Consider the following 22,584-nt stretch of genomic DNA (forward strand, 5'->3'; position numbering starts at 1 on the left):
CCCCGGCGGAGGCCGGGGTGGTGCCGTAGTGGTCGGACCACCTGCTACTACATCGTCAGCAGATTCTCGGTAGAATTGGTGTGCGGTTTGGGAGGTTAGCGGACGATCCTCTTTCTACTCTCGCGGTATTCCCGAAATGCGGCCCACACGAGCAAGACAGCAAGGATAAAGATGGCTCTCGTCGGAAGGTGACTGATGGCGGACTGTAAGTCGCTGTCAATCCAGTCGAATGCGAACTGTCCAATCAATATCGGCAAGCCGACCATGACGATGAGTTTTAGGATACGGCGCGGCATCTGCCCATCGTATCTAAGACCCGGATGTCTGCAAGTGGACGTTTTCAGCCGTAGTTCGAGAGCACGTGGCGAGACGGTCGGGTACCGACCGTCTCGCCGAACCGCACCGGCGTTTACTTCGCCGAAACTGGCGCCGCAGCAGGCGTAACCTCGGGTACCGGCTTGTCCTTCACCGTCCGGTCGAGGAAGTTCAGGATCGTCCCCCAGACATGCTCGCTAATCCCCGGCCCCGATACGCGGTGCGTGTAGCCGGGGTAGAACATCATCTCGAACGGCGTCGCGGTTTCCTGCATCCGCGCGGCAACCTTGGTCGAATTGTCGAGGAACACGTTGTCGTCCGCCATCCCGTGAATCAGCAGCAACGGATCGACTATCCTGTTCGCCTCCTCGACCGCGGCCGAGGTCGAATAGCTCGCCGGGTCCTTCGCCGGATCGCCGAGATACCGCTCGGTGTAATGCGTGTCGTACAACTGCCAGTCGGTGACCGGCGCGCCCGACACTGCGGCCGCATACACGCCCGGCGTCTTCTCCAGCATCTTCAGCGACATATAGCCGCCGTAAGACCAGCCATAGGTCGCGATCTTGGTCGGCTCGACGAACGGCAGCGACTTCAGATAGTTCGCCCCCGACAGCTGATCCTCGACTTCGACCGTGCCCATCGCGTGATAGATCTGGTCCTCGAACGCCTTGCCGCGGTTGTACGAGCCGCGATTGTCGATCTTGAAATAGATCCAGCCGCGATCGACGAGGTATTGCGGTAATCCGCCCTGCCACCCGCGCGTGACCTGCTGACCGGTGCCGGGGCCACCGTAATGTTCGAAGAACACCGGGTATTTCTTGCCCGGCTCCAGCGGCGGCGTGATCATCTCGTAATAGAGCGTCATGCCGTTCTTCGCCTTCAGAGTCCCGAACTTCGTTTCCTGATGGCTCGACAGATACGGGTAATAGGGATGCCCCTCGACCACCGCATTCTCGTTGATCCACGAGATCCGCTTGCCGGTCGCGTCGGCCAGATAGACCTGGGTCGGCTGCTTCGGATTCGAGCGCGAGATGATGAAACGGCTCGCGGCCGCGTCCATCGTAGCGCTATTCCACCAGCCCGTTTCGGTCAGCTTGGTGATCGCGTTCGGCTTCGCGACGTCGACCGAATAGAGTTGTTGCTCGAGCACGTCGTCCTTGTTGCCGAGGAAGAACAGGCGCCCCTTGGTCTCGTCCACGCCGACCAGATCGGTGACGACCCAGTCGCCCTTGGTCAGCTGCGTCCACTTGCCCGATGCGAACCGATAGAGATGCCCATAGCCGCTCCGCTCCGACCGCCAGATCAGGCTGCCGTCCTTCAGGACGTGATAGGCGTCGGACAGGTTGAGCCAGCTCTTCACGCCGGACTTCTCGGTGAACAGGATCGTCGACTTGCCCGTCGCCGGATCGACGCGGAGCATCTCCAGCAGCTTCTGGTCGCGGCTCTGGCGCTGGACCAGCAGCATCCGGCCGTCCGGCGTCCAGTCGACGCGGGCGAGATAGATGTCGGGGTTGGTGCCGAGATCGACCTTCACCTGCCCCGAGCCATCGGACTTCATGATATACAGGTCGACCAGCACGTTGGGCGTGCCGGCGGCGGGATAACGCTGCTCGTAGACCTTGGTCCCGGTCGCGCCGATCGAAGCCCGGGTGGCGGTGTGGACCGGCGCCTCGTCGAACCGCTCGACCGCGACATATTGCTCGTCGGGCGACCACCAATAGCCGGTGCGGCGATCCATTTCCTCCTGCGCGACGAACTCCGCCTCGCCGAAATGGACGGTGCCGCCTCCACCGGTGGTGACGGCGCGCGCGGCGCCGCCGCTCAGCGGCTGGACGAACACGTTCTGATCGCGGACGAACGACACGAAGCCGCCCTTGGGGCTGACCAGCGGGTTCAGCTCGCCACCGGGCGTGTTGGTCAGCCGCGTGACCTTGCCGTCGAGCCCGGCGAGATACAGGTCGCCGTCGAGCGGCACGAGGATCGACTTGCCGTCGGGCGCCCAGTCATAGGCGACGATGCCCTTCTGTCCGCCGATCCGCGCGCGCTCGCGCTGCATCTTCTCGGCCTCGGTGAGTTCGGCGCCGCTGCCGACCTTCTTCGAATCGACCAGCATCCGCGCCTGCCCGGTCGCGGTGTCGACCGCCCAGAGATCGAAGCGCTCCTTCTCGTCGTCGCGGTTGCGCAAACTCGTCAGCAACGTGCCGTCCGGCGACAGCCGCACCGCACGGGGCTGTGACCCAGACAGGTCCGGATTGCCGAAGACGCGTGCCATCGTCAGATCACCGGGCTTAGCCGCCTCGACCGGCTTGACCGGCTCGGCGGGCGCTACCGTCGGCATCACCTGATCAGCAGCCATCGCGGCGGTTCCGACCGAAGCAAGCGCAAGCCCGAGCAACCATGTTCGCATCCTGTAGACTCCGTGGGATCACCCCGCCGGATACCGCCCGGCGGCCCGAAGATGTTCGGTGGCGCGTTATCGCGACGCCATGGGGCGACGTAAAGGGCGCATCGCAGCGCCGATCCAAACCGTGCAGATCACCGGCCGACGGGCGAGGAACAATTACCGTGACGTATACCGCGTCTTTACGCGCTTCGTTTAAACGGAGCGACGAGAACCTTGCCGGGAACCTCCGTTCCACGGCGCAGCACGACCGGAGTATGATGGTTTCGACCACGGTACCGCAGGGCATTGAGCCCGCTGGCGAGCGCAGCGCCTGGCAGGCGCTTGTCCAGTTGGCCGAGGCCGACGGCAGCGTCGCGCATCCGCATTATCGCAGCTTGATCGCCGGTGGCCCGGCACCACGCAACCTGTCCGACGCGGTCCATGCGCTATGTTCGGTGCACGGCGACCATCCCGGCATGATCGCCGACGTCCTGGCGCACGCGGTCCAGCCCGAGGCGCGGGACTGGCTGACCGCCGCCGCCGCCGGGTTCGTCGACGAGCGCACCTATCTCGCGCTGCTCACCGCCGCGGTCGGCCCGCTGCCCTCGACGCCCGGCCAGGCGGAGACCGAATCGGCGCTGGTCGGCGAGCGACACGCGCTCGAAATGCTTGCCCGGTCCGAGCGGCGCGGCTGCGCGACCGGCGCGGTTGCCGCGCTGTTGCTCGACTGGAGTGCCATCCGCCGGACGCTCGATGTCGCTGCGGAGCGGTTCGGCCTCGCCGTACCCGCACCGACCTTCCCCTCGGACGCCGACACGCAGGCGATGATCGCGGCGCTCGGCACTTCGCCCGGCATCCAGCGCGCGATCCTGTTCGGTGCGCAGCAATTGTTCGCGCAGCACCGCGGCCTATGGTCGCTGCTCGAAGCCCGTGCGAGCGCCCGCGGCGATCTGTAACCGGCTTGCACGGGGCTGCGGAAACCCTCTATCCATACCCGGTATTCAGAACCGGACGGGACATCGCATGAAGCGCTTCGAAGGCACCCAGAGCTACGTCGCGACCGACGATTTGAAAGTCGCGGTCAACGCCGCCGTGACGCTGCGCCGCCCGCTGCTGATCAAGGGCGAGCCCGGCACCGGCAAGACCGTGCTCGCCTACGAGATCGCCAAGGCGCTCGGCGCGCCGCTGATCGAGTGGAACATCAAGTCGACCACCAAGGCGCAGCAGGGCCTGTACGAATATGACGCGGTCGCCCGCTTGCGCGACGGCCAGCTCGGCGACGCGCGCGTCCACGACATCGGCAATTACATCCGCAAGGGCAAATTATGGGAGGCGTTCACGCAACCCGCGCCGCCCGTCCTGCTGATCGACGAGATCGACAAGGCCGATATCGAGTTCCCCAACGACCTGTTGCAGGAACTCGATCGGATGGAATTCCACGTCTACGAGACCAAGGAAACGGTGCGCGCCGTGGAGCGCCCGATCGTGATCATCACCAGCAACAACGAGAAGGAACTGCCCGACGCGTTCCTCCGCCGGTGTTTCTTCCACTACATCAAGTTTCCCGACCGCCAGACGATGCAGGCGATTGTCGACGTCCACTTTCCCGGTATCCAGAAGATCCTCGTCGGCAAGGCGATGGACTTGTTCTACGACGTCCGCGACGTGCCCGGCCTGAAAAAGAAGCCGTCGACCAGCGAGTTGCTCGACTGGCTCAAGCTCCTCCTGCACGAGGACATGCCGCTCGACATCCTCCAGAACCGCGACCCGACCAAGGCGATCCCGCCGCTCCACGGTGCGCTGCTCAAGAACGAGCAGGACGTGATGCTGTTCGAGCGCCTCGCGTTCATGGCGAAGCGGCAGAAGAACCAGGGGTAAGGGCGGCCTTAACCCCGATACTGCATAGGCTATGAGGTAGTTTCAATCCTCCCCCGCAAGGGGGAGGTGGCGCCGTAGGCGACGGAGGGGAAGGACACGGAACCGATGTTACCCCTTGCCGCCCCCTCCGTCAGGCTACGCCTGCCACCTGCCCCTGGCGGGGGAGGATCGATAGATCCCGACGCCCGTGCACCCAGAACTTTCCGTATCGCACTCCTGCTCGCCGGCATAACCCTCCTCGGCCTGATCCTCCGCCTATGGAGCGCCCGCGGCGGCCTGTGGGTCGACGAGGCCTGGTCCGCGGTCATGGTCGAGCGCGCGCAGACCCCGCTCGGCATCTTCACGGCGATCAACCACGACAACAACCATCACCTGAACAGCCTTTGGATGCGGCTGGTCGGCTATGGCGCGCCACCGCTCGCGTTGCGCGCGCTGTCGATCGCCACCGGCACCGCGACGATCCTGGTCGCCGCCGCGATCGGCGCGCGGCGCAGTGCCTGTCACGCGCTCGTCGCGGCCGCACTCGTCGCGGTGTCACCGATCATGGTCGATTACGGCTCCGAAGCGCGCGGCTACATGCCGATGCTGCTCGCACTCATGACGATGGTCTGGCTCGTCCTGCGCTGGCTGGACGCGGGAGCCGACCAGGGCCCGCCGCGGTGGCGACTGGCCATGCTCGCCACGCTCGGACTGGCGTCGCAGCTGACGATGCTCTTCGGGATCTGCGCGATCGTCTTGTGGGTCGCAGTCGCGCTCCGCGTCCGACATGGCGGGGACCGCGCGACACGTTTGACGATCCGCCTGTTGCTGCCGACGATCGTCGCGACCGCAGCGGTGTTCGCATTCGTACTGGCCGCAGCGTCGGCGAGCGCGACCGGGATGCAGGTCGGCGATTACGTCGCGTTTTCACCCCTCGCGATGGGCCGAGCGCTCGTCGTCATGGTCGCGGCCAGCATTGGCGGGCTCGCCGCACCGACCTGGATCGCGGGCGTCGCGACGATCGCCGTCGCGTTCGCTCTCGTGCTTGTCATCCGGAGGCGCGACCCGACCGCGATCTTCTACCTCGCCGCGATCGTCGGCCTTCCTCTCGGGCTCGCCGTCCTCCGCATCGGCAATACCGGCATGCCCCGCTATTTTCTCCTCTCATCGCTGGCCCTGCTCCTGCTGCTCGCCGGACTACTCGCCGACGGTCTCGGCAAACGGGGCGGACTCCGGCTCATCAGCGCAATCCTCCTTACCGCGATCATAGTCGCAAGCATCCGCGACGATCTCGTCCAGGCTGCACGTCGCCGCGGCGACACCGGCGCGGCGATCGCGACGATGGCGGCGATAGGCCCGGCCGGGGCCAGCGTGCTCGTCGACCATCTCCGCCCGATCGCGACCTTGCGCGTGGCGGCGGCGGAACGCGGTTATCCGCTCAGGATCACACGGGATTGCCCTGCCCCCGCGTTCCTCCACGTCGATCTGGACGATGATGCACCGGCATCTTCGGCGTTGGTCCGATGCGGCATGCGCTACCGCCTGGCGGTCGTTCGGCGGCGCGCCATCCTCTCGGGGGTCGACTGGGCACTCTACGCACGCGCCGACTTGCCCGAAAAACGCGGCGGAACCGCGCGTTAACCATAGGCTGCAACTAGCCGGTCATCTGCGGCTTGATACCAACGGTGCATGAAGCGAATCCCCCGAACGCTCCTCGGCCTTGCCATCGCCGCCACCGCTGCGGCCGGCGCCAATGCCAGTTCGTTGCTCAATTATGTCGGCGAGTGCGTGCCGTTCGCACGCGCTGCGTCGGGCATCCAGATCTACGGCAACGCCTGGACATGGTGGGAGCAGGCCGACGGTAAGTACGAACGCACGCACAAGCCCAAGGAAGGCGCGGTGATCGTCTTCGCCAAGACCGCGCGCCTGCCGATGGGCCATGTCGCGGTCGTCAGCCGGGTGGTCGAGAAGCGCGTCGTGATGCTGACGCATGCCAACTGGTCGCGCCAGAACGGCGAGCGCGGGCACGCGGAACAGGACGTCACGCTGTTCGACGTGTCGCCGCGCAACGACTGGAGCGACGTCAAGGTCTGGTACAAGGACGTCGACGGCCTCGGCGGCGGGATCTATCCGGTCTACGGCTTCATCTACGGCAAGGCGCATGCCGCGCCCGAACTGACCAGCCGCAACCCCGATTATGTCGGCGCGCTGATCGATGCGTATGTCCCGGTGAGCGGCAAACCGATCGCGCGGTAACGCTCCGCCCGTCATCCTTGCCGCCACCGTCATGCTGACGAAAGTCGGGACCCAGGGTCACGGGCGGCGCACTCCATGGCTCTGGATCCTGACTTTCGTCAGGATGACGGCGGGAACGGATTGCCGCCACCCCTGAAACCGTGCCACCACCGTCCCGCAAAAGACGGCGAGGATGACGATGCGGTTCAAGGTTTTCACGACGATCACGCTGGCCTTGCTCGCAACGTCCGCCCCCGCGATCGTCGGCGCGCAAAAAGAAAAGGCCCCGCCGCCCGGCGGTGACATTCCCGCCAGGTTCGTCCCCGCCAACGCCAGCTTCGATTTCGAGCGCCGCGAGGTCGACATCCCGATGCGCGACGGCGTCACGCTCCACGCGGTCATCGTCCAGCGCAAGGGCCTCACCGACGCGCCCATCCTGCTCCAGCGCACGCCCTACAATGCCGAGGGCGTCGCAAGCCGATCCTCCAGTTCCAGCGGCGCGATGAACTTGCGTGCGTCGGATGCGATGTTCTTCGACGCGGGGTACATCCGCGTGTTCGAGGATGTCCGCGGCAAGAACGGCTCGAACGGCGCCTATATCAACGAACGCCCGCTGATCGGACCGCTTAACACAACCAAGGTCGATCACTCCACCGACGCCTCCGACACGATCGACTGGCTGGTGAAGAACCTGAAGAACAGCAACGGCCGTGTCGGCATCATCGGCGGCAGTTACGACGGCATGATGGCCGCGATGGCGCTGGTAAACCCGCACCCTGCGCTGAAAGCCGCGGTGCCGATGAACCCGGTGATCAACACCTGGAAGGGCGACGACGATTTCCACGGCGGCGCCTTCCGCCAGATCGGCTACGATTATTACTACACGCAGGACGCGGCAAAGGGCGAAGCCGGTGACCTGTGGCGCGACGCCTACGACGATTACGACACGTTCCTGCGCGCCGGATCCGCCAGCGCGTTCGTGAAAAGCCGCGGGCTGGAGCAGCTCCCGTTCGTCAACCGACTGCACGATCACCCGAGCTACGACGCGTTCTGGCAGGGCCAGGCGCTCGAGACGATCCTGCCGAAGCAACCGCAGACGGTGCAGACGCTCTGGGTCGCCAGCCAATGGGATCAGGAGGACATCTACGGCGCGGTCGCGGCGTACGAGGCGGTGTCGAAGGTCGATCCCAACCACGTCAACCACCTCGCGCTCGGCCCTTGGGCGCATGGCGGCGCGAACGGCGACGGCTCGACCTTGGGCGCGATCCGCTTCGATTCCGACACCGCGCTCTGGTTCCGCAAGAACGTCCTGCTCCCGTTCCTCGACGGCGCGCTGAAGACCGGCGGTACACCGGCGGCGCTTGCCCCCGTCACCGCGTTCCAGACCGGCGCGAACCAGTGGCAGACGCTCGCCGGCTGGCCGAACTCGACCGCGACGCAGAAACTCTACTTCCAGCCCGCCAGCGGCCTCGCGCCGACCGCCCCCGCACGGGACGGCCACGATGACTATGTCTCCGATCCCGCCAAGCCGATCCCCTACCGCCTCCGCCCGATCCGCCCGACCTACGCGAGCGGCTCGACCTGGCGGCAATGGCTCGTCGACGACCAGCGCCCGTTCTCCGACCGCACCGATGTCCTGACCTACCAGACGCCGCCGCTGACCAGCCCGGTCGCGATCGCCGGCGCCCCCGTCGCGGACCTGGTCGCCAGCACCACCGGCACCGACGGCGATTTCGTGGTGAAACTGATCGACGTCTACCCCGCCGAATATTCCGACAAGCCCGAGATGGGCGGCTATCAACTCGCCGTCTCGATGGACATTTTGCGCGGCCGCTACCGTGACAGCTTCGAGACGCCGACCCCGATCGTCGCCGGCCAGCCCACGCATTTCCGCGTCGTGCTCCCCAACACCAACCACGTCTTCCTCCCCGGCCACCGCATCATGGTGCAAGTTCAGTCGAGCTGGTTCCCGCTCTACGACCGCAATCCGCAGACCTACGTACCCAACATCTTCGACGCGAAACCCGCCGACTATCGCAAGGCCACGATCAGCGTCTTCCACTCGGCCGCGCTAGCCAGCGCGATCGAACTGCCGATCGCGGCTGCCAAGTGAGGACGTGAGCCTGTGTTCCTGAACTTCCTCGACGAACTCCGCAGCGCCGGCATCCCCGCCAGTCTCAAGGAGCACCTCATCCTGCTCGAGGCGCTCGACGCCGAGGTGATCGAGCGGACGCCCGAGGATTTCTACTACCTCTCCAGATCGGTGTACGTGAAGGACGAGGGGCTGCTCGACAAGTTCGATCAGGTCTTCGCCAAGGTCTTCCGCGGCCTCGCCACCAGCTACGGCACGCCCGCCGGCGAGGTCCCCGAGGACTGGCTGAAGGCGGTCGCCGAGAAATTCCTGACCCCCGAGGAGATGGCCGCGATCAAGTCGCTAGGCTCGTGGGACGAGATCATGGAGACGCTCAAGCAGCGCCTCGCGGAACAGAAGGAACGCCATCAGGGCGGCAACAAGTGGGTCGGCACCGGCGGCACGAGCCCGTATGGAAACGGCGGCTACAACCCCGAAGGCGTCCGCATCGGCGGCGAAAGCACGCACAAGCGCGCGCTGAAAGTCTGGGACCAGCGCGAGTTCCGCAACCTCGACAACACCAAGGAACTCGGCACCCGCAACATCAAGGTCGCGCTCCGCCGCCTGCGCCGCTTCGCCCGCGACGGCGCCGCCGACGAACTCGACATCGATGGCACGATCGCCGGCACCGCGCGGCAAGGCTATCTCGACATCGTCATGCGCGCCGAGCGCCGCAATGCGGTGAAGCTGCTGCTGTTCCTCGACGTCGGCGGCTCGATGGACCCGTTCGTCAAGCTCTGCGAGGAACTGTTTTCCGCCGCGACCACCGAGTTCAAGAACCTCGAATTCTTTTACTTCCACAATTGCCCGTACGAGGGCGTATGGAAGGACAACACGCGGCGGTTCGCAGAGCGCACGCCGATGTGGGACGTGCTCCACAAATACGGCCACGACTACAAGCTGATCTTCGTCGGCGATGCGTCGATGAGCCCGTACGAGATCACCCACCCCGGCGGCTCGGTCGAGCATTTCAACGAGGAGCCGGGCGCGGTCTGGATGCAACGGCTGACCAACACCTATCCGGCGGCGGCGTGGCTCAACCCTGTGCCCGAGGCGCAATGGGGCTATTCGCAGTCGGTACGGATCATTCGCGAACTGATGACCGACCGGATGTACCCGCTGAGCCTTGCCGGGCTCGACGACGCGATGCGCGAATTAACCCGCAAACGGTGAGTTTGGTGCGGTGGGCGGCGTACCGTAACGGAACCGTCACGGAAGCGATCGGTTTATCGGGCATCATCCCTCACCGAAGGACTATCCGATGTCGTCGATCCCCAACTCCGCCATGCCGCACGCCAAGGTTCACCACGACGACGACCACAAGCCGAAGGCTGACAAGAAGACCGCTGCAGCGAGCGACTGGGTCGAGGACGCGACCGACGCGGCGAAGGCCGGACTCGCGACAGCGACCGATGCGGTGAAGTCGCACCCGAAGACCGCGATCGCGGTCGGCGCGACGGTGATCGCCGGGATTGCTGCGGCGATCGCAGCGCCTGCGTTGCGCGCGAAGGACGGGGCAGAGAAGAAGACCCCGCCGAAGAAGCCAGAGCCCAAGAAGCCGGCCAAGGCAAAGAAGCCGCACTGATATCCCAGTGCACCCTCATGGTGCACCACCCCGGCGAAGGCCGGGGCCCAATTGGGGGACGCCGCTAACTGAGCGCGCTTCGTTACTGCAACCTTTCCAATTGGACCCCGGCCTCCGCCGGGGTGGAGATCTCTCAGGCGACGGTGCTTAGCTTTCTTGTTCTCCCGCGAAGGCGGGAGCCCAGTCTGGGCTCCCGCCTTCGCGGGAGAACAAGCTTTTTTTGCCAGGCGCACCGCCCCCTAAACCCGATCCACAACCCCACCAGCCATCGCCACCGGAACCCCAGTCGTCCCCGGAAAACTGATCGCCAGCCCCTTCAGCGTCCGAACCGCCATATACGCGAACCCCTCGGCCTCCAGCGCATCGCCGTTCCACCCGAGCACATCCGTCGGCTCCACCCTCAGCCCGGTCCGCGCGGCAATCATCGCCAGCATCGTCGGATTATGCCGACCACCCCCCGCCACCAGCAACCGAACCGGTCGAGCCGGCAAATGCCGCAAAGCCTCCGTCACCGTCGCGGCCGTAAACGCGGTCAGCGTCGCCGCCCCATCCGCAGCCGATAACCCCCGCGCCGGCTGGATCGTGAAATCATTCCGATCGAGCGACTTAGGCGGCGGCGCGTCGAAGAACGGATGATCGAGCATAGCCGTCAACACGGTCTCATCCACACGCCCGGACGCCGCCAGCGCCCCCCCGGCATCGTACCGCGCGCCAGTCTCCGCCTCGACCCAGCTATCGATCAACCCGTTCGCCGGCCCGGTATCGAACGCTACCAGCCCTTCGCGATCGGAAACCTGCGCCCGCTCCGGCAACATTTCGCGTGAATCATGCATGTCGCGCCCGCCGGGAATAAAGGTGATGTTCCCCACCCCACCAAGGTTCAGCACCGCGACCGGCCCCTCAAGCCCCGCCGCCAACGCCGCATGATACACCGGCAGCAACGGCGCGCCCTGCCCGCCCGCCGCGACATCCGCCGACCGAAAATCCGATACCGTCGTAATCCCGGTAGCCCGCGCAACCGCAGCCCCATCGCCGATCTGCCACGTCCAGCGCCGATCCGGCCGATGCGCGATCGTCTGCCCGTGAAGGCCGATCACATCCACGTCCGCCGCCGCAACGCCCGCATCCGCCAGCAACTTATGCACCGCAAACACATGCGCGCGCGTGATCAGCTCCCCAGCAGCAACGACCGGCGGACTCGCGCGCGGCTTGTCGAACGTCAGCGCCATCCGCGTTGCCTCCGCCAATTCCGCCCGCGCCGCGTCCGAATACGGCTCGCCGCGAAACGCGATCGGCCGCACGAACGCCTCGCCATCGGTCTCGATCAGCGCCGCGTCGATCCCGTCGAGCGACGTTCCCGACATCAATCCAATCGCCAGCATATCGGTTCCTTCCCGCGCAATCTCCTCACCCATGCCGGATGCATTTTCCGCCGCCTAGAAAAAACCGAACTTTGCGCCTATGTGCGCAGGCTTCATGACAACATTACTTCCCTCCCCGCCGAAGATCGGCATGGTCTCGCTTGGCTGTCCCAAGAACCTCGTCGATAGCGAGCGGATCCTCACCCAGCTCCGCGGCGACGGCTATCAGATGTCGCCGGATTATGCCGGCGCCGATATCGTCCTCGTCAACACCTGCGGTTTCCTCGATTCCGCCAAGGAGGAGAGCCTAGAAGCGATCGGCGAGGCGATCGCCGAGAACGGCCGAGTCATCGTCACCGGCTGCATGGGCAAGGAAGCCGACGCGATCCGCGCACGCTTCCCGCAGGTGCTCGCGATCACCGGCGCGCACGAATATGAGCAGGTCGTCGGCGCGGTCCACGAAGCCGCGCCGATGCCGCCGTCGGCGTTCCTCAACCTGATCCCCGACGCCGGCCTCAAGCTGACCCCGCGCCACTACAGCTATCTGAAGATTTCCGAGGGCTGCAACCACCGCTGCTCGTTCTGCATCATCCCGAGCCTGCGCGGCGACCTCGTCAGCCGCCGCCCCGACGCGATCCTCCGCGAGGCGGAGAAGCTGGTCGAAGCCGGCACCAAGGAACTGCTGGTCATCAGCCAGGACACGTCTGCGTACGGCGTCGACCTGCGCCACGCCAGCTGGCCGGTGAAGACCGGCGGCCCGATGTCGCGCGGCGAGGCTCGCGAGGTCCGCGCGCACATGACCGACCTGTCGCGCGAACTCGGCAAGATCGCGCCGTGGGTCCGCCTGCACTACGTCTACCCGTATCCGCACGTCGACCACGTCATCCCGCTGATGGCGGAGGGCCTCGTGCTGCCGTATCTCGACATCCCGTTCCAGCATGCCGCGCCGTCGGTGCTGCGCCGGATGAAGCGCCCCGGCAACGATGCCAAGGTGCTCCAGCGCATCCATAACTGGCGGACGATCGCGCCGGACATCACGATCCGCTCGACCTTCGTCGTCGGCTTCCCCGGCGAGACCGAGGAGGATTTCCAGTATCTGCTGGATTGGCTCGACGAAGCGCAACTCGACCGCGTCGGCGCGTTCCGCTTCGAACCGGTCGAAGGCGCAGCGGCAAACGCGCTGCCCGACCATGTGCCCGAGGAGCTCAAGGAAGAGCGCTATGCCCGCATCATGGAAAAGACCGCGGCGATCTCCGCGGCCAAGTTGCAGGCGAAGATCGGGCGCACGCTCGACGTAATCATCGATGCGGTGGACGAAGAAGGCGCCACCGGCCGTTCGAAGGCTGATGCGCCTGAGATCGACGGCGAAGTATTCCTCCGCGATGCCGGCCACTTGACCGTCGGCGATATCGTGCCGGTAACGATCGAAGACGCGGACGAGCACGACCTATACGGCGTGCCAGTTTAGGCCCCCTACTGTTCCCCCGCGAAAGCGGGGGTCCAGGAGCCAAAAGCGCCATCGCCCGTAATCCTGGACTCCCGCCTTCGCGGGAGAACGGCTAAGGTCGCGGGCTCGTCAGACGACGCTGCGGCCGGTGAACAGCTTCACCAGCACGACGATGACCGCGATCACCAGCAGGATATGGATCAGCCCGCCCGCGACGTGGAAGGCAAAGCCCGCCAGCCACAAGATGAGCAGGATGACGGCGATGGTGTACAACATTGTTCGGTCCCCTTGAGAGTATCGGCCTCCCGGTACGGGGTGAAACGTGGCTGAAACGCGCCCTGTTCCGTCAACATTTCTGTCGCATTCTAACCCGTTCAATCGCCACGGAATAAAAATCGCGACGTTGCGCGCGTCGGTCGGTTCTGCTTCGTTGCGCGCATGATCCTCCGCCTTCTCGCCGTCGCCGCTCTCCTGCCGGCCCCCGCCATCGCGCAGTCGCTCACCCCCGCCGAAACCGCGCAGATCGACACGCTGGTGACGGGCGCGCTCGGCGATACCGGCGTGCCCTCAGCCTCGATCGCGGTCGTCCGTGGCGGCCGGATCGTGTTCGCCAAGGCCTACGGCAAACCCTCCGAGGCGATCGCCGTCGCCGACCCGAAACTCCCCTACCAGATCGCCTCGATCTCGAAGCAGTTCACCGCCGCCGCGATCCTGCTGCTCGAGGACGAAGACAAGCTGTCGCTCGACGACACCGTCGCCAAATACATCCCCGGCATCACCGGCGGCGACCGCATCACGATCCGCCAGCTGCTCAGCCACACCTCGGGCCTGCAGGATTATTGGCCGCAGGATTACAGTTTCGCCGCGATGGCCAAGCCCGTCACGCCGCAACAGATCGTCGATCGCTGGGCGAAGAAGCCGCTCGATTTCCAGCCCGGCACGCAGTGGCAATATTCCAACACGGGCTATGTCGTCGCCGGCCTGATCGTCGAAAAGGTCGCCAACCAACCCCTCCTGTCCTTCCTCCAACAACGCATCTTCAAGCCGCTCGACATCCGCGCGCTCGATCAGGACAAGGCGATCGGCAAGGCCTTCCCCCAAGGCTATGGCCGCTTCGCGCTAGGCCCGGTCCGCCCCGAGACGCCCAGCGCGGATGGCTGGCTCTACGCCGCCGGCGAACTCTCGATGAGCGCGGAAGACCTCGCCAAATGGGATGTCGCACGCCTCAACCGCACCACGCTGCCGACCGACGACTGGGCCGCACAAGAAACCCCGGTCAAGCTCGCCGACGGCAGCAGCAACGGCTACGGCCTCGGCGTCTTCACCGGCAGCGCGAACGGCCGCCGCTATGTCGAGCACAGCGGCGAAGCGGTCGGCTTCCTGTCCGAGAACACCGTCTATCCCGACGACAAGGCGGCCATCGTCGTCCTTACCAACAGCTGGTTCAGCGACGCGACCGGCCGCATCGCCACCGGCGTCGCCAAGATCGTCCTGCCGCCCGCCGCCGCCAGCACCGAAGACACCGCCGCCCTCGCCCGAGCCCGCGCCGTCTACGACCAGCTCCGCACCGGCACGCTCGACCGCAAGGGCCTGACCGAAGACGCGAACTATTACTTCAAGCCGGTCGCGCTCGCCGACTACAAGACCAGCCTCGGCGCGCTCGGCGAACCCACCGCGTTCGCACAAACCGGCAAGACCCGCTTGCGCGGCGGCTTCGTCAACCGCACCTACCGCATCACCTATCCCGACCGCACGCTCTCGCTCAGCACCTATGCAGAGCAGGGATCTAGCGGCCGGTACGAACAACTCCTAGTGGCGCCTGCTCAATGACCGACTTCGCTTCGATGCTCCAACCCGACCGCGGCCAGCCCGCACGAACGATCCACGTCGTCCACCCCGACGCGTATGAGAGCTGGCTCGCCAAGCAGTCGCAGCGCATCCGCACGACGATTGCCGCGCATCGCGTGACCGGCAAACCGGGCGACCGCGCCGTGCTGCCCGGCGACGCAGCCGACGACTGGTCGATGCTGCTGGTCTGCAATGAAGCGGTGACCTCGCCCTGGCGGATCGCTTCGCTCGGCGCCTCGCTCCCCGCTGGAACGTATCGTCTCGCCGAAGGCCCAGTCGGCGCAGCCGGGCTTGGGTGGATGCTCGCCCAGCACCAGTTCACCCGCTACGTGAAGCCCGACACGACCGGTGCGCGCATACTCCTGACCGCCGACGCCGCGCATATCGACAAGACGGTGCGCCTTGCCGAAGCCACCGCGCTCGTCCGCGATCTCGTCAACACCGGCGCGTCCGACATGGGCCCTGCCGATCTCGAAGCCGCCGCGGAAGCGCTCGCCCAGCACCATGGCGCGACCGTCACGACCACCCGCGGCGATGCACTGGCGACCGGCTACCCGATGATCCACGCGGTCGGACAAGCCGCGAGCAAGGACCGCGCGCCGCGGCTGATCGAACTCGAATGGGGCGACCCGTCGCATCCCCGTATCGCGCTGGTCGGCAAGGGCGTCACCTTCGACACCGGCGGGCTCGACATCAAGCCGTCCGCGGGCATGCGGCTGATGAAGAAGGACATGGGTGGCGCGGCGCACGCGCTGGCGCTGGCAAGCCTCGTTATGGCGGCCAAGCTCCCGGTCCGCCTCCACCTGCTGATCCCCGCGGTCGAGAACTCCATCGCGGGCAACGCCTTCCGCCCCGGCGACGTGCTCGCCACGCGCAAGGGCCTGACGGTCGAGAACACCAATACTGATGCCGAAGGGCGCCTCGTGCTAGGCGATGCGCTGACCAAGGCGGGCGAGAGCAACCCGGACCTGATCCTCGACTTCGCAACGCTGACCGGCGCGGCCCGCGTCGCGCTCGGTCCCGACCTGCCACCGCTGTTCACCGACGACGAAACGCTCGCCGCCGACCTACTCGCGGCAGGCGTCGCGGAGGGCGACCAGATGTGGCGCCTGCCGCTCTGGAACGGCTATGACGAGATGCTGAAGTCGGACGTGGCGGACATGGTCAACGCGCCAGATGGCGGCTTTGCCGGCGCGGTCACCGCCGCGCTGTTCCTGCGCCGGTTCGTGGCGAAGGGCACGCCTTGGGCGCATCTCGACGTGTTCGCGTGGCGGCCGTCGGCGAAACCGGGGCGGCCGAAGGGCGGCGAGGCCTATGCCCTCCGCGCGGCCTTCGCGATGTTGGCGAAGCGGTACACCTAGCGGTTCCCCCGCGGAGGCGGGGGGCCAGGGTTAGAACGCTATCCTGTGAGATCCTGGGCCCCCGCATTCGCGGGGGAACAGGGTATTTTACCGAGATCCGAGCAGGACCATCTAACTCGTTGCAAACTGCCCGAACGGCAGCAATTTATCTGCCAGCGTCTTCGTCGCAGTCGCATCGCCAGCGCGCAGCGGCACCAGCACCGCCATCGCCGCTTTCCGCACATACCCGTCGATCGCGCTCGGCGTCGGCGCCTTGCTCGCCGTCTCCAACAGCGCACGCCCCCGCGCATCGTTCGGATCCAACTCCAGGCGCAACAACCCCGCCAACCCGGCGAACATCGCGCGATTGCCGCCCAGCGCGACGGAGCGGTCCAGCGCCTCGAACCCGGTCGCCTTCTGCGCCCCCGCAACCGCACGCCCGACGAACCGCCCGAGCTTCGCGATCACCCCGACATGCCACGCACCCAGCGCCGCCTGCGCCTCGGCATTCCGCGGATACCGCGTCACCAGCGCCTCGTACTGCTTCCTTGCGGCGATCGCCTGCCCGCGATTGCCGAGCAGCTTCGCGCGATAGCCGTTCGCCATCGCCTGCATGATCGCCGCCTCCTGGTCGTTCGGCGAGCGGCTCAACGCCTGCCCCGCGACCGCCGCCGCCTTGTCGATCCGCGCCAGCGCAACGCCTCGGTCACGATCGACGAACCCGGCCTGGGTCAGCAATTCGCGTGGCGTTTCCGCCCGAATGGGGGTCGCGCATACCACCGCACTGGTCGCGATCGAGGCACCTATGCATCCGACAAACCATCTGGCCATATCAACCCTCGCACGAAAGCCGCTTTACGCCGACCGACGATCATCTCGTCGAATCGTCGGTTAACCTTAAGAGTATAGGGTTTATCGGGACTTAACGCTGTTCCTCGCCCGCATTCACAGCCTTGTCACAGCGAAGCCGCCGCCTCGATGATCGGGACGAACTTCGCCGCGGTCAGGCTGGCACCACCCACCAGCGCCCCGTCGACGTTGGGTGTGTCGAGAATCGATGCCGCGTTCGCGCCCGTCACCGACCCACCGTACAAGATCCGTACCCCCGCCGCGGCATCGCCGATCAGCATCCGCAACTTGGCGCGCGCGATGGCGTGGATGGCCGCGATCTCGTCGAGCGTCGGCGTGCGTCCCGTCCCGATCGCCCAGCGCGGCTCGTACGCCAGCGTGAACCAGCTCCCGTCCGCATTGTCCGGCACCGACTTCTCGATCTGCGCCTGCACCACGCGCTCGGCACGATCCGCGTCGCGCTCGGCCTCGGTCTCGCCGCAGCACAGGATCACGTGAAGTCCCTGCCGCCGCGCCGCCGCCGCCTTCGCCCAGGCATCGTGGCTCGTCTCGTGCTGGTCCGCGCGCCGCTCGGAATGGCCGACGATCGTGAACGACGCGCCGACCTCCTTCACCATCGCCGCCGAGACGCAACCGGTATGCGCGCCCGAATCCGCCTCGTGGACGTCCTCCGCACCGATCGCGAGGCCCGGCACGCGCTCCGACGCCGCCGCGATCAGCGTGAACGGCACCGCGACCGACACGTCGACACCGGGTGCGGCGCTGGCCGCCGCAGCAATCGCATCGAGCTCTACGAGCATTGCCCGCGACCCGTTCATCTTCCAGTTTCCTGCTACCAGCTTGCGCCGCATCGCTATTTCCCCAAGCATTTTGCCCAGCGATAGCGCCGCCCCCGGCTCGTACAACCCCTGCACATCCCCCGAATGGCCCAGCACGGGCCGACCCGAGCCCGCACGACCTTGAAGCGCCCGACTTGAAGAGCCGCCCTCGCCCCCGTAAAGCATCCGCGTTCACATCCCTGTCGATCGGCTGTCCATGCTCGCTTTCTTTCGCCGCCTTACCCATTCGAAGGTCGGCGTGGTCATCACCTTCATCGTGCTTGGCGTCATCGCGCTCGCGTTCGCGGCCGGCGACATCACGGGCTTGAGCTCGATGACCGGTGGCGCAGGGATCACCGGCGGCGACGTCGCGAAGGTCGGCAAGGCCGAGGTCACCGAGAACGAGCTGAAGACGCAGGTTCAGACCCAGCTCGAAGGTTTCCGCCAGGAACAGCCGACGCTCGACATGGCGACCTTTATCAATCAGGGCGGCTTCGAAGGGACACTCGACCGGATTATCTCCAGCATGGCGCTCGAACAGTTCGGCCGTGCGCAGGGCATGGTCGTCAGCAAGCGCGCGATCGACGGCCAGATCGCCAGCATCCCCGCGCTGCAGGGCCCGACCGGCAAGTTCGACGAGAACCTCTACCGCCAGGTGCTCGCGCAGCGGAAGCTGACCGACGCGCAGATCCGCAGCGACATCGTCCGCGACACCTACGCGCAGCAGCTGACGATCCCGAGCACCGGTGCGACCCAGGTCGCCAGCCAACTCGCGCTCCCTTACGCCTCGCTGCTCCTCGAAAAGCGCACCGGCACGATCGGCTTCATTCCCGCCGCGGTCGTCCCCGCCGGCCCCGCGCCGAGCGACGCCGACCTCGCCACCTTTTACAAGCGCAACGTCGCACGCTACACCGTGCCCGAGCGCCGCATCGTCCGCTACGCGGTGATCTCGCCCGATCAAGTCAAGGCGCAAGCCGTCCCGACCGATGCCGAGATCGCCCAGACCTATCAGCAGGATCGCGCCCGTTATGCAGCGACCGAAAAGCGCACGATCACGCAGGTCGTCGTCGCCGATCAGGCCGGCGCCAACGCGATCGCCGCCAAGGTGAAGGCCGCCACCAGCCTCGCCGATGCCGCGCGCGCCGCGGGTCTCGAAGCCTCGACCCAGGCCGGGGTCGAGAAGGCCGCCTATGCCGGCACGACGTCCGCGCAGGTCGCCGACGCCGCCTTCGCCGCTGCCAGCGGTGCGGTGATCGGCCCGGTCCGTACGCCGCTCGGCTGGACCGTTGCGAAGATCGACAAGATCGAGAACGTCGCCGGTCGTTCGCTCGACCAGGTGCGCGGCGAGATCGCCGCCGCACTCGGCATCCGGAAGTCGGCCGAAGCGCTGTCGGCGATCCACGACAAGATCGACGATTCGCTCTCGGCCAACGCCACCTTCGACGAGGTGATCGCCGACCAGAAGCTGAAGCCCGTCACAACGCCTGCGCTGATCGCCAATGGCATCAATCCCGACGACGCCGCCAGCAAGCCCGATCCGGCGATCGCGCCGCTCGTCGCCGCTGCGTTCCAGGCGGCCGAGGGCGATGGCCCGCAGCTCGTCCAGCTCGGCACCGATGGCGGGTTCGCCGTCGTCGCGCTCGGCCGGGTCGTTCCCGCCACCCCGCGTCCGCTGGCGCAGGTTCGCGCCGCCGTGCTGCGCGACGTGAGCGCCGACCGCGCGCGTCAGGCCGCGCGGAAAGTTGCTGCCGACGTGCTCGCACGGATCAACAAGGGCATGCCGATCGCGCAGTCGCTGGCGCAGACCAAGCTGCCGATCCCCGCACCGCGTCCGCTGACCGCGTCGCGTGCGCAGATCGCCGCCGATCCGCGCGGTGCGCCGCCTGCGCTCGCGCTGATGTTCAGCATGGCGCCGAACACCGCCAAGACGCTCGCCGCGCCCGACGACAGCGGCTGGTTCGTCATCAAGCTCGACAGCATCGCCAGCGGCAATGCGGCGGGCAACGATGCCGCGATCAAGGCCGCGCGCGCCAATATCGGCCGCTCGGTCGGTCGCGAATATGTCGAACAGTTCGCCAAGGCGGTCCGTGCCGATGTCGGCGTGAAGACCGATTCGACCGCACTCGCCCGCACCCGCGCCGATCTGCTCGGCAACGGCGCCACCGGCAACTGATCGTCGGATGAACGCGCGCGCAGCCTTGGCCGAAGGGCGCCCGGCGCTCGTCTGGCGTCGCCAGGTCGCCGACACCGAAACGCCGGTCGCCGCCGCGCTGAAGCTGATCGAGCCGGGACGTGGCGACTTCCTGCTCGAATCGGTCGAGGGCGGTGAGATCCGCGGCCGCCACAGCCTGATCGGTCTCGCCCCCGACCTGCTGTTCCGCGCCAACGGCCACAGCGCGGAGATCAACCGTCACTGGGCAACCGATCGCGAGGCGTTCGAGCCTTGCCCGGCGCCGACCCTCGACGCGTTGCGGATGCTGGTGGCGGAGTGCCGCGCGGAGGTTCCAGCCGAACTTCCCCGCGCGCTCGCCTGCCTCGTCGGCTATTTCGGCTACGAGACGATCGGGCTGGTCGAGGACCTGCCGCAGCCGCCGGTCGATCCGCTCGGCCTGCCCGACATGATCTTCGTCCGGCCGACCGTCGTGCTCGTGTTCGATCGCCTGACCGACGCGCTGTACCTCGTCGCGCCCGCCTGGCCCGATCCTTCGCGCGACGCCGACGCGATCGTAAACGAGGCGGAAGAGCGTCTCGACGCGGTCGCCGCCAAGCTCGCCAGCACGCCCGTCCCCGCACCGATCCGCGCCGACGTCGCCGAGCCCGTCTACACGCCAGCCCTACCCGAAGGCCGCTACGGCGAGATGGTCGCCACCGCGAAGGACTATATTCTCGCCGGCGACATCTTCCAGGTGGTCCTCGCCCAGCGGTTCAGCACGCCGTTCGCGTTGCCGCCGTTCGAGCTGTATCGCTCGCTACGGCGCATCAATCCGTCGCCGTTCCTCTATCACCTCGACCTGCCCGGCTTCGCACTGATCGGTTCGAGCCCCGAGATCCTCGTCCGCGTCCGCGACGACGAAGTGACGATCCGCCCGATCGCCGGCACCCGCCCACGTGGCAAGACCGCCGCCGAGGACGAGGCGAACCGCGTCAGCCTGCTCGCCGACCCCAAGGAGCGCGCCGAACACCTGATGCTGCTGGATTTGGGCCGCAACGACGTCGGCCGCGCCGCTGCGCCAGGGTCGGTGAAGGTGACGGCCAGCTACGGCGTCGAGTTCTACAGCCACGTCATGCACATCGTCTCGAACGTCGTCGGCACGCTTTCCCCCGACAAGGACGCGCTAGACGCGCTGTTCGCCGGTTTCCCCGCCGGCACCGTCAGCGGCGCACCGAAAGTCCGCGCCTGCCAGATCATCGCCGAGCTGGAACCCGAACGCCGCGGCGCGTACGCAGGCGGGGTCGGCTATTTCTCGCCCGACGGCTCGATGGACTCGTGCATCGTGTTGCGCACGGCGGTGGTGAAGGACGGCACGATCCACGTCCAGGCCGGCGCCGGGATCGTCGCCGACAGCGTCCCCGAATACGAGCAGCGCGAGTGCGAGGCGAAGGCCGGCGCGATCCTAGCCGCCGCCCGCGAGGCCGTCAGCCGGGCGAAAGCACCGGGCTTCGGTCAGTAAGTCGCTTTGACCACGGACAAGGTGGGCCGGAGCCCGACAACTCAGCCACCCCGGCGAAGGCCGGGGCCCAATTGGTGAAGTCGCGGTAACGGGCCGGAACCTTTGTTTTTACCGTCGCTCAATTGGGCCCCGGCCTTCATCGAGGGGCTTTGCTTTTTGGCTCGGCAACCGTCCAACTGACAAAAGCGGTTACGGCGTGGTGGTCGTCTCGCTCGCAGGCGCCCGGCGCTCCGCCGCAAACGCCTGGTTACGCTGCATGAAGCAGCCCGACTGGCCGCCCGTCCCGACCGCCGAACACGTATCCGGCAACCCGCCGGCAACCCGCCCGATCTGATCCATCGTCGCCGCGCGGTTCACCCAGCTCTGGTTCTGCGCGGCGATGGGCTTGTCCTCGCGCAACGATTTCGGGATGCGGTATGGCTGGTCGAGCGTCGAGCACACGACGACTTCGCCGGCGCTGGACTTGGGGCATTTCTGGTCGCCGGTCAGCGTGACGCTGCGAATACGCTGGGGCGGGGTGTCGACCTGCGCGTCCTGGGCATATGCCATGCCGGGAAGTGCGATCAGTGCAGCGAGGACGACGGTACGTAACATCGGTAAGGCTCCTTTGAACGGATAACGTCCGTCACGCGGCATTGCTCCGCGCTGAATGATGCGCCGCCTGCGCTTCCGATATAGGAAGGAACCCGACGATCCGCGACTGCGCCGTGGCAAAATCGGGGCAATCGCTCGCAGCGCGGTTGA

The 22,584-nt window shown here is 66.7% G+C and carries 18 protein-coding genes; 12 read left to right on the plus strand and 6 right to left on the minus strand.

Features of this window, described 5'->3' with window-relative positions:
- Positions 1–409: 409 nt before the first annotated feature.
- Positions 410–2,653, minus strand: coding sequence for a S9 family peptidase (locus SPHN_RS02785; RefSeq protein WP_432715047.1), 2,244 nt, complete (start codon positions 2,651–2,653; stop codon positions 410–412).
- A gap of 320 nt (positions 2,654–2,973) precedes the next feature.
- Between SPHN_RS02785 and SPHN_RS02790 the strand changes: the two genes are divergently transcribed.
- The 7 genes from SPHN_RS02790 to SPHN_RS02820 all read left to right on the plus strand — a co-directional run bounded on the left by SPHN_RS02790 (position 2,974) and on the right by SPHN_RS02820 (position 10,506).
- Entirely contained in the window at positions 2,974–3,654 is a 681-nt protein-coding gene (locus SPHN_RS02790) for a DUF6975 family protein (protein ID WP_349238453.1), read from the plus strand.
- Positions 3,655–3,721: 67 nt separating this feature from the next.
- Positions 3,722–4,576 carry an AAA family ATPase gene (locus SPHN_RS02795; RefSeq protein ID WP_248520940.1) on the plus strand — a complete coding sequence of 285 codons (855 nt, stop codon included), beginning with the start codon at positions 3,722–3,724 and terminating at the stop codon, positions 4,574–4,576.
- Positions 4,577–4,681: 105 nt separating this feature from the next.
- Positions 4,682–6,196: a hypothetical protein gene (locus tag SPHN_RS02800; RefSeq protein ID WP_248520941.1), complete on the plus strand. Its 1,515-nt coding sequence runs from the start codon at positions 4,682–4,684 to the stop codon at positions 6,194–6,196.
- Positions 6,197–6,244: 48 nt separating this feature from the next.
- Complete coding sequence (locus SPHN_RS02805; protein ID WP_248520942.1) at positions 6,245–6,811, plus strand: CHAP domain-containing protein; 567 nt, start codon at positions 6,245–6,247, stop codon at positions 6,809–6,811.
- A gap of 178 nt (positions 6,812–6,989) precedes the next feature.
- Positions 6,990–8,903, plus strand: coding sequence for a CocE/NonD family hydrolase (locus SPHN_RS02810; protein ID WP_248520943.1), 1,914 nt, complete (start codon positions 6,990–6,992; stop codon positions 8,901–8,903).
- 12 nt (positions 8,904–8,915) lie between these two features.
- A complete protein-coding gene (locus tag SPHN_RS02815) occupies positions 8,916–10,094 on the plus strand; it encodes a vWA domain-containing protein (protein ID WP_248520945.1) in 1,179 nt (392 codons plus the stop codon).
- 88 nt (positions 10,095–10,182) lie between these two features.
- Positions 10,183–10,506: a hypothetical protein gene (locus SPHN_RS02820; protein WP_248520947.1), complete on the plus strand. Its 324-nt coding sequence runs from the start codon at positions 10,183–10,185 to the stop codon at positions 10,504–10,506.
- 239 nt (positions 10,507–10,745) lie between these two features.
- On the opposite strand, the gene SPHN_RS02825 is transcribed toward SPHN_RS02820, so the two are convergent.
- A complete protein-coding gene (locus tag SPHN_RS02825; RefSeq protein ID WP_248520949.1) occupies positions 10,746–11,888 on the minus strand; it encodes an anhydro-N-acetylmuramic acid kinase in 1,143 nt (380 codons plus the stop codon).
- A gap of 94 nt (positions 11,889–11,982) precedes the next feature.
- Between SPHN_RS02825 and rimO the strand changes: the two genes are divergently transcribed.
- Positions 11,983–13,335 carry a 30S ribosomal protein S12 methylthiotransferase RimO gene (gene rimO / locus SPHN_RS02830; protein ID WP_248520951.1) on the plus strand — a complete coding sequence of 451 codons (1,353 nt, stop codon included), beginning with the start codon at positions 11,983–11,985 and terminating at the stop codon, positions 13,333–13,335.
- Between the two features lie 108 nt (positions 13,336–13,443).
- Here rimO and SPHN_RS02835 read toward each other — a convergent pair whose 3' ends face one another.
- Complete coding sequence (locus SPHN_RS02835; RefSeq protein WP_128452849.1) at positions 13,444–13,590, minus strand: lmo0937 family membrane protein; 147 nt, start codon at positions 13,588–13,590, stop codon at positions 13,444–13,446.
- 162 nt (positions 13,591–13,752) lie between these two features.
- Between SPHN_RS02835 and SPHN_RS02840 the strand changes: the two genes are divergently transcribed.
- Together SPHN_RS02840 and SPHN_RS02845 are read left to right on the plus strand one after the other, a co-directional pair.
- Positions 13,753–15,144, plus strand: coding sequence for a serine hydrolase domain-containing protein (locus tag SPHN_RS02840; protein ID WP_248520953.1), 1,392 nt, complete (start codon positions 13,753–13,755; stop codon positions 15,142–15,144).
- Positions 15,141–16,523, plus strand: coding sequence for a leucyl aminopeptidase family protein (locus SPHN_RS02845; RefSeq protein WP_248520955.1), 1,383 nt, complete (start codon positions 15,141–15,143; stop codon positions 16,521–16,523). Before SPHN_RS02840 ends, SPHN_RS02845 begins: the two co-directional genes overlap by 4 nt.
- A gap of 111 nt (positions 16,524–16,634) precedes the next feature.
- Here SPHN_RS02845 and SPHN_RS02850 read toward each other — a convergent pair whose 3' ends face one another.
- Positions 16,635–17,333, minus strand: coding sequence for a hypothetical protein (locus SPHN_RS02850; RefSeq protein ID WP_248520957.1), 699 nt, complete (start codon positions 17,331–17,333; stop codon positions 16,635–16,637).
- A gap of 125 nt (positions 17,334–17,458) precedes the next feature.
- Entirely contained in the window at positions 17,459–18,202 is a 744-nt protein-coding gene (tpiA, locus tag SPHN_RS02855) for a triose-phosphate isomerase (RefSeq protein ID WP_248520959.1), read from the minus strand.
- A 184-nt stretch (positions 18,203–18,386) separates the two neighbouring features.
- Here tpiA and SPHN_RS02860 point away from each other — a divergent pair, with 184 nt between their 5' ends.
- The gene (locus SPHN_RS02860) at positions 18,387–20,342 is read left to right on the plus strand and encodes a peptidylprolyl isomerase (RefSeq protein WP_248520961.1); all 1,956 of its coding nucleotides are present in this window, start codon (positions 18,387–18,389) and stop codon (positions 20,340–20,342) included.
- 7 nt (positions 20,343–20,349) lie between these two features.
- Positions 20,350–21,840, plus strand: coding sequence for an anthranilate synthase component I (gene trpE, locus SPHN_RS02865; protein ID WP_248520963.1), 1,491 nt, complete (start codon positions 20,350–20,352; stop codon positions 21,838–21,840).
- A gap of 189 nt (positions 21,841–22,029) precedes the next feature.
- Here trpE and SPHN_RS02870 read toward each other — a convergent pair whose 3' ends face one another.
- Positions 22,030–22,434, minus strand: coding sequence for a hypothetical protein (locus tag SPHN_RS02870; protein WP_248520964.1), 405 nt, complete (start codon positions 22,432–22,434; stop codon positions 22,030–22,032).
- Positions 22,435–22,584: the final 150 nt, after the last annotated feature.

Origin of the sequence: Sphingomonas faeni (assembly GCF_023195535.1) — a bacterium.
GTDB classification, from domain to species: Bacteria; Pseudomonadota; Alphaproteobacteria; order Sphingomonadales; family Sphingomonadaceae; genus Sphingomonas; species Sphingomonas faeni_B.

Coding starts and splice junctions, on each gene's coding strand:
- SPHN_RS02785 (WP_432715047.1), bottom strand. CDS start 2,653: ATGCCGACGGTAGCGCCCGCCGAGCCGGTCAAGCCGGTCGAGGCGGCT.
- SPHN_RS02790 (WP_349238453.1), top strand. CDS start 2,974: ATGATGGTTTCGACCACGGTACCGCAGGGCATTGAGCCCGCTGGCGAG.
- SPHN_RS02795 (WP_248520940.1), top strand. CDS start 3,722: ATGAAGCGCTTCGAAGGCACCCAGAGCTACGTCGCGACCGACGATTTG.
- SPHN_RS02800 (WP_248520941.1), top strand. CDS start 4,682: ATGTTACCCCTTGCCGCCCCCTCCGTCAGGCTACGCCTGCCACCTGCC.
- SPHN_RS02805 (WP_248520942.1), top strand. CDS start 6,245: ATGAAGCGAATCCCCCGAACGCTCCTCGGCCTTGCCATCGCCGCCACC.
- SPHN_RS02810 (WP_248520943.1), top strand. CDS start 6,990: ATGCGGTTCAAGGTTTTCACGACGATCACGCTGGCCTTGCTCGCAACG.
- SPHN_RS02820 (WP_248520947.1), top strand. CDS start 10,183: ATGTCGTCGATCCCCAACTCCGCCATGCCGCACGCCAAGGTTCACCAC.
- SPHN_RS02825 (WP_248520949.1), bottom strand. CDS start 11,888: ATGCTGGCGATTGGATTGATGTCGGGAACGTCGCTCGACGGGATCGAC.
- rimO (WP_248520951.1), top strand. CDS start 11,983: ATGACAACATTACTTCCCTCCCCGCCGAAGATCGGCATGGTCTCGCTT.
- SPHN_RS02835 (WP_128452849.1), bottom strand. CDS start 13,590: ATGTTGTACACCATCGCCGTCATCCTGCTCATCTTGTGGCTGGCGGGC.
- SPHN_RS02840 (WP_248520953.1), top strand. CDS start 13,753: ATGATCCTCCGCCTTCTCGCCGTCGCCGCTCTCCTGCCGGCCCCCGCC.
- SPHN_RS02845 (WP_248520955.1), top strand. CDS start 15,141: ATGACCGACTTCGCTTCGATGCTCCAACCCGACCGCGGCCAGCCCGCA.
- SPHN_RS02850 (WP_248520957.1), bottom strand. CDS start 17,333: ATGGCCAGATGGTTTGTCGGATGCATAGGTGCCTCGATCGCGACCAGT.
- tpiA (WP_248520959.1), bottom strand. CDS start 18,202: ATGCGGCGCAAGCTGGTAGCAGGAAACTGGAAGATGAACGGGTCGCGG.
- SPHN_RS02860 (WP_248520961.1), top strand. CDS start 18,387: ATGCTCGCTTTCTTTCGCCGCCTTACCCATTCGAAGGTCGGCGTGGTC.
- trpE (WP_248520963.1), top strand. CDS start 20,350: ATGAACGCGCGCGCAGCCTTGGCCGAAGGGCGCCCGGCGCTCGTCTGG.
- SPHN_RS02870 (WP_248520964.1), bottom strand. CDS start 22,434: ATGTTACGTACCGTCGTCCTCGCTGCACTGATCGCACTTCCCGGCATG.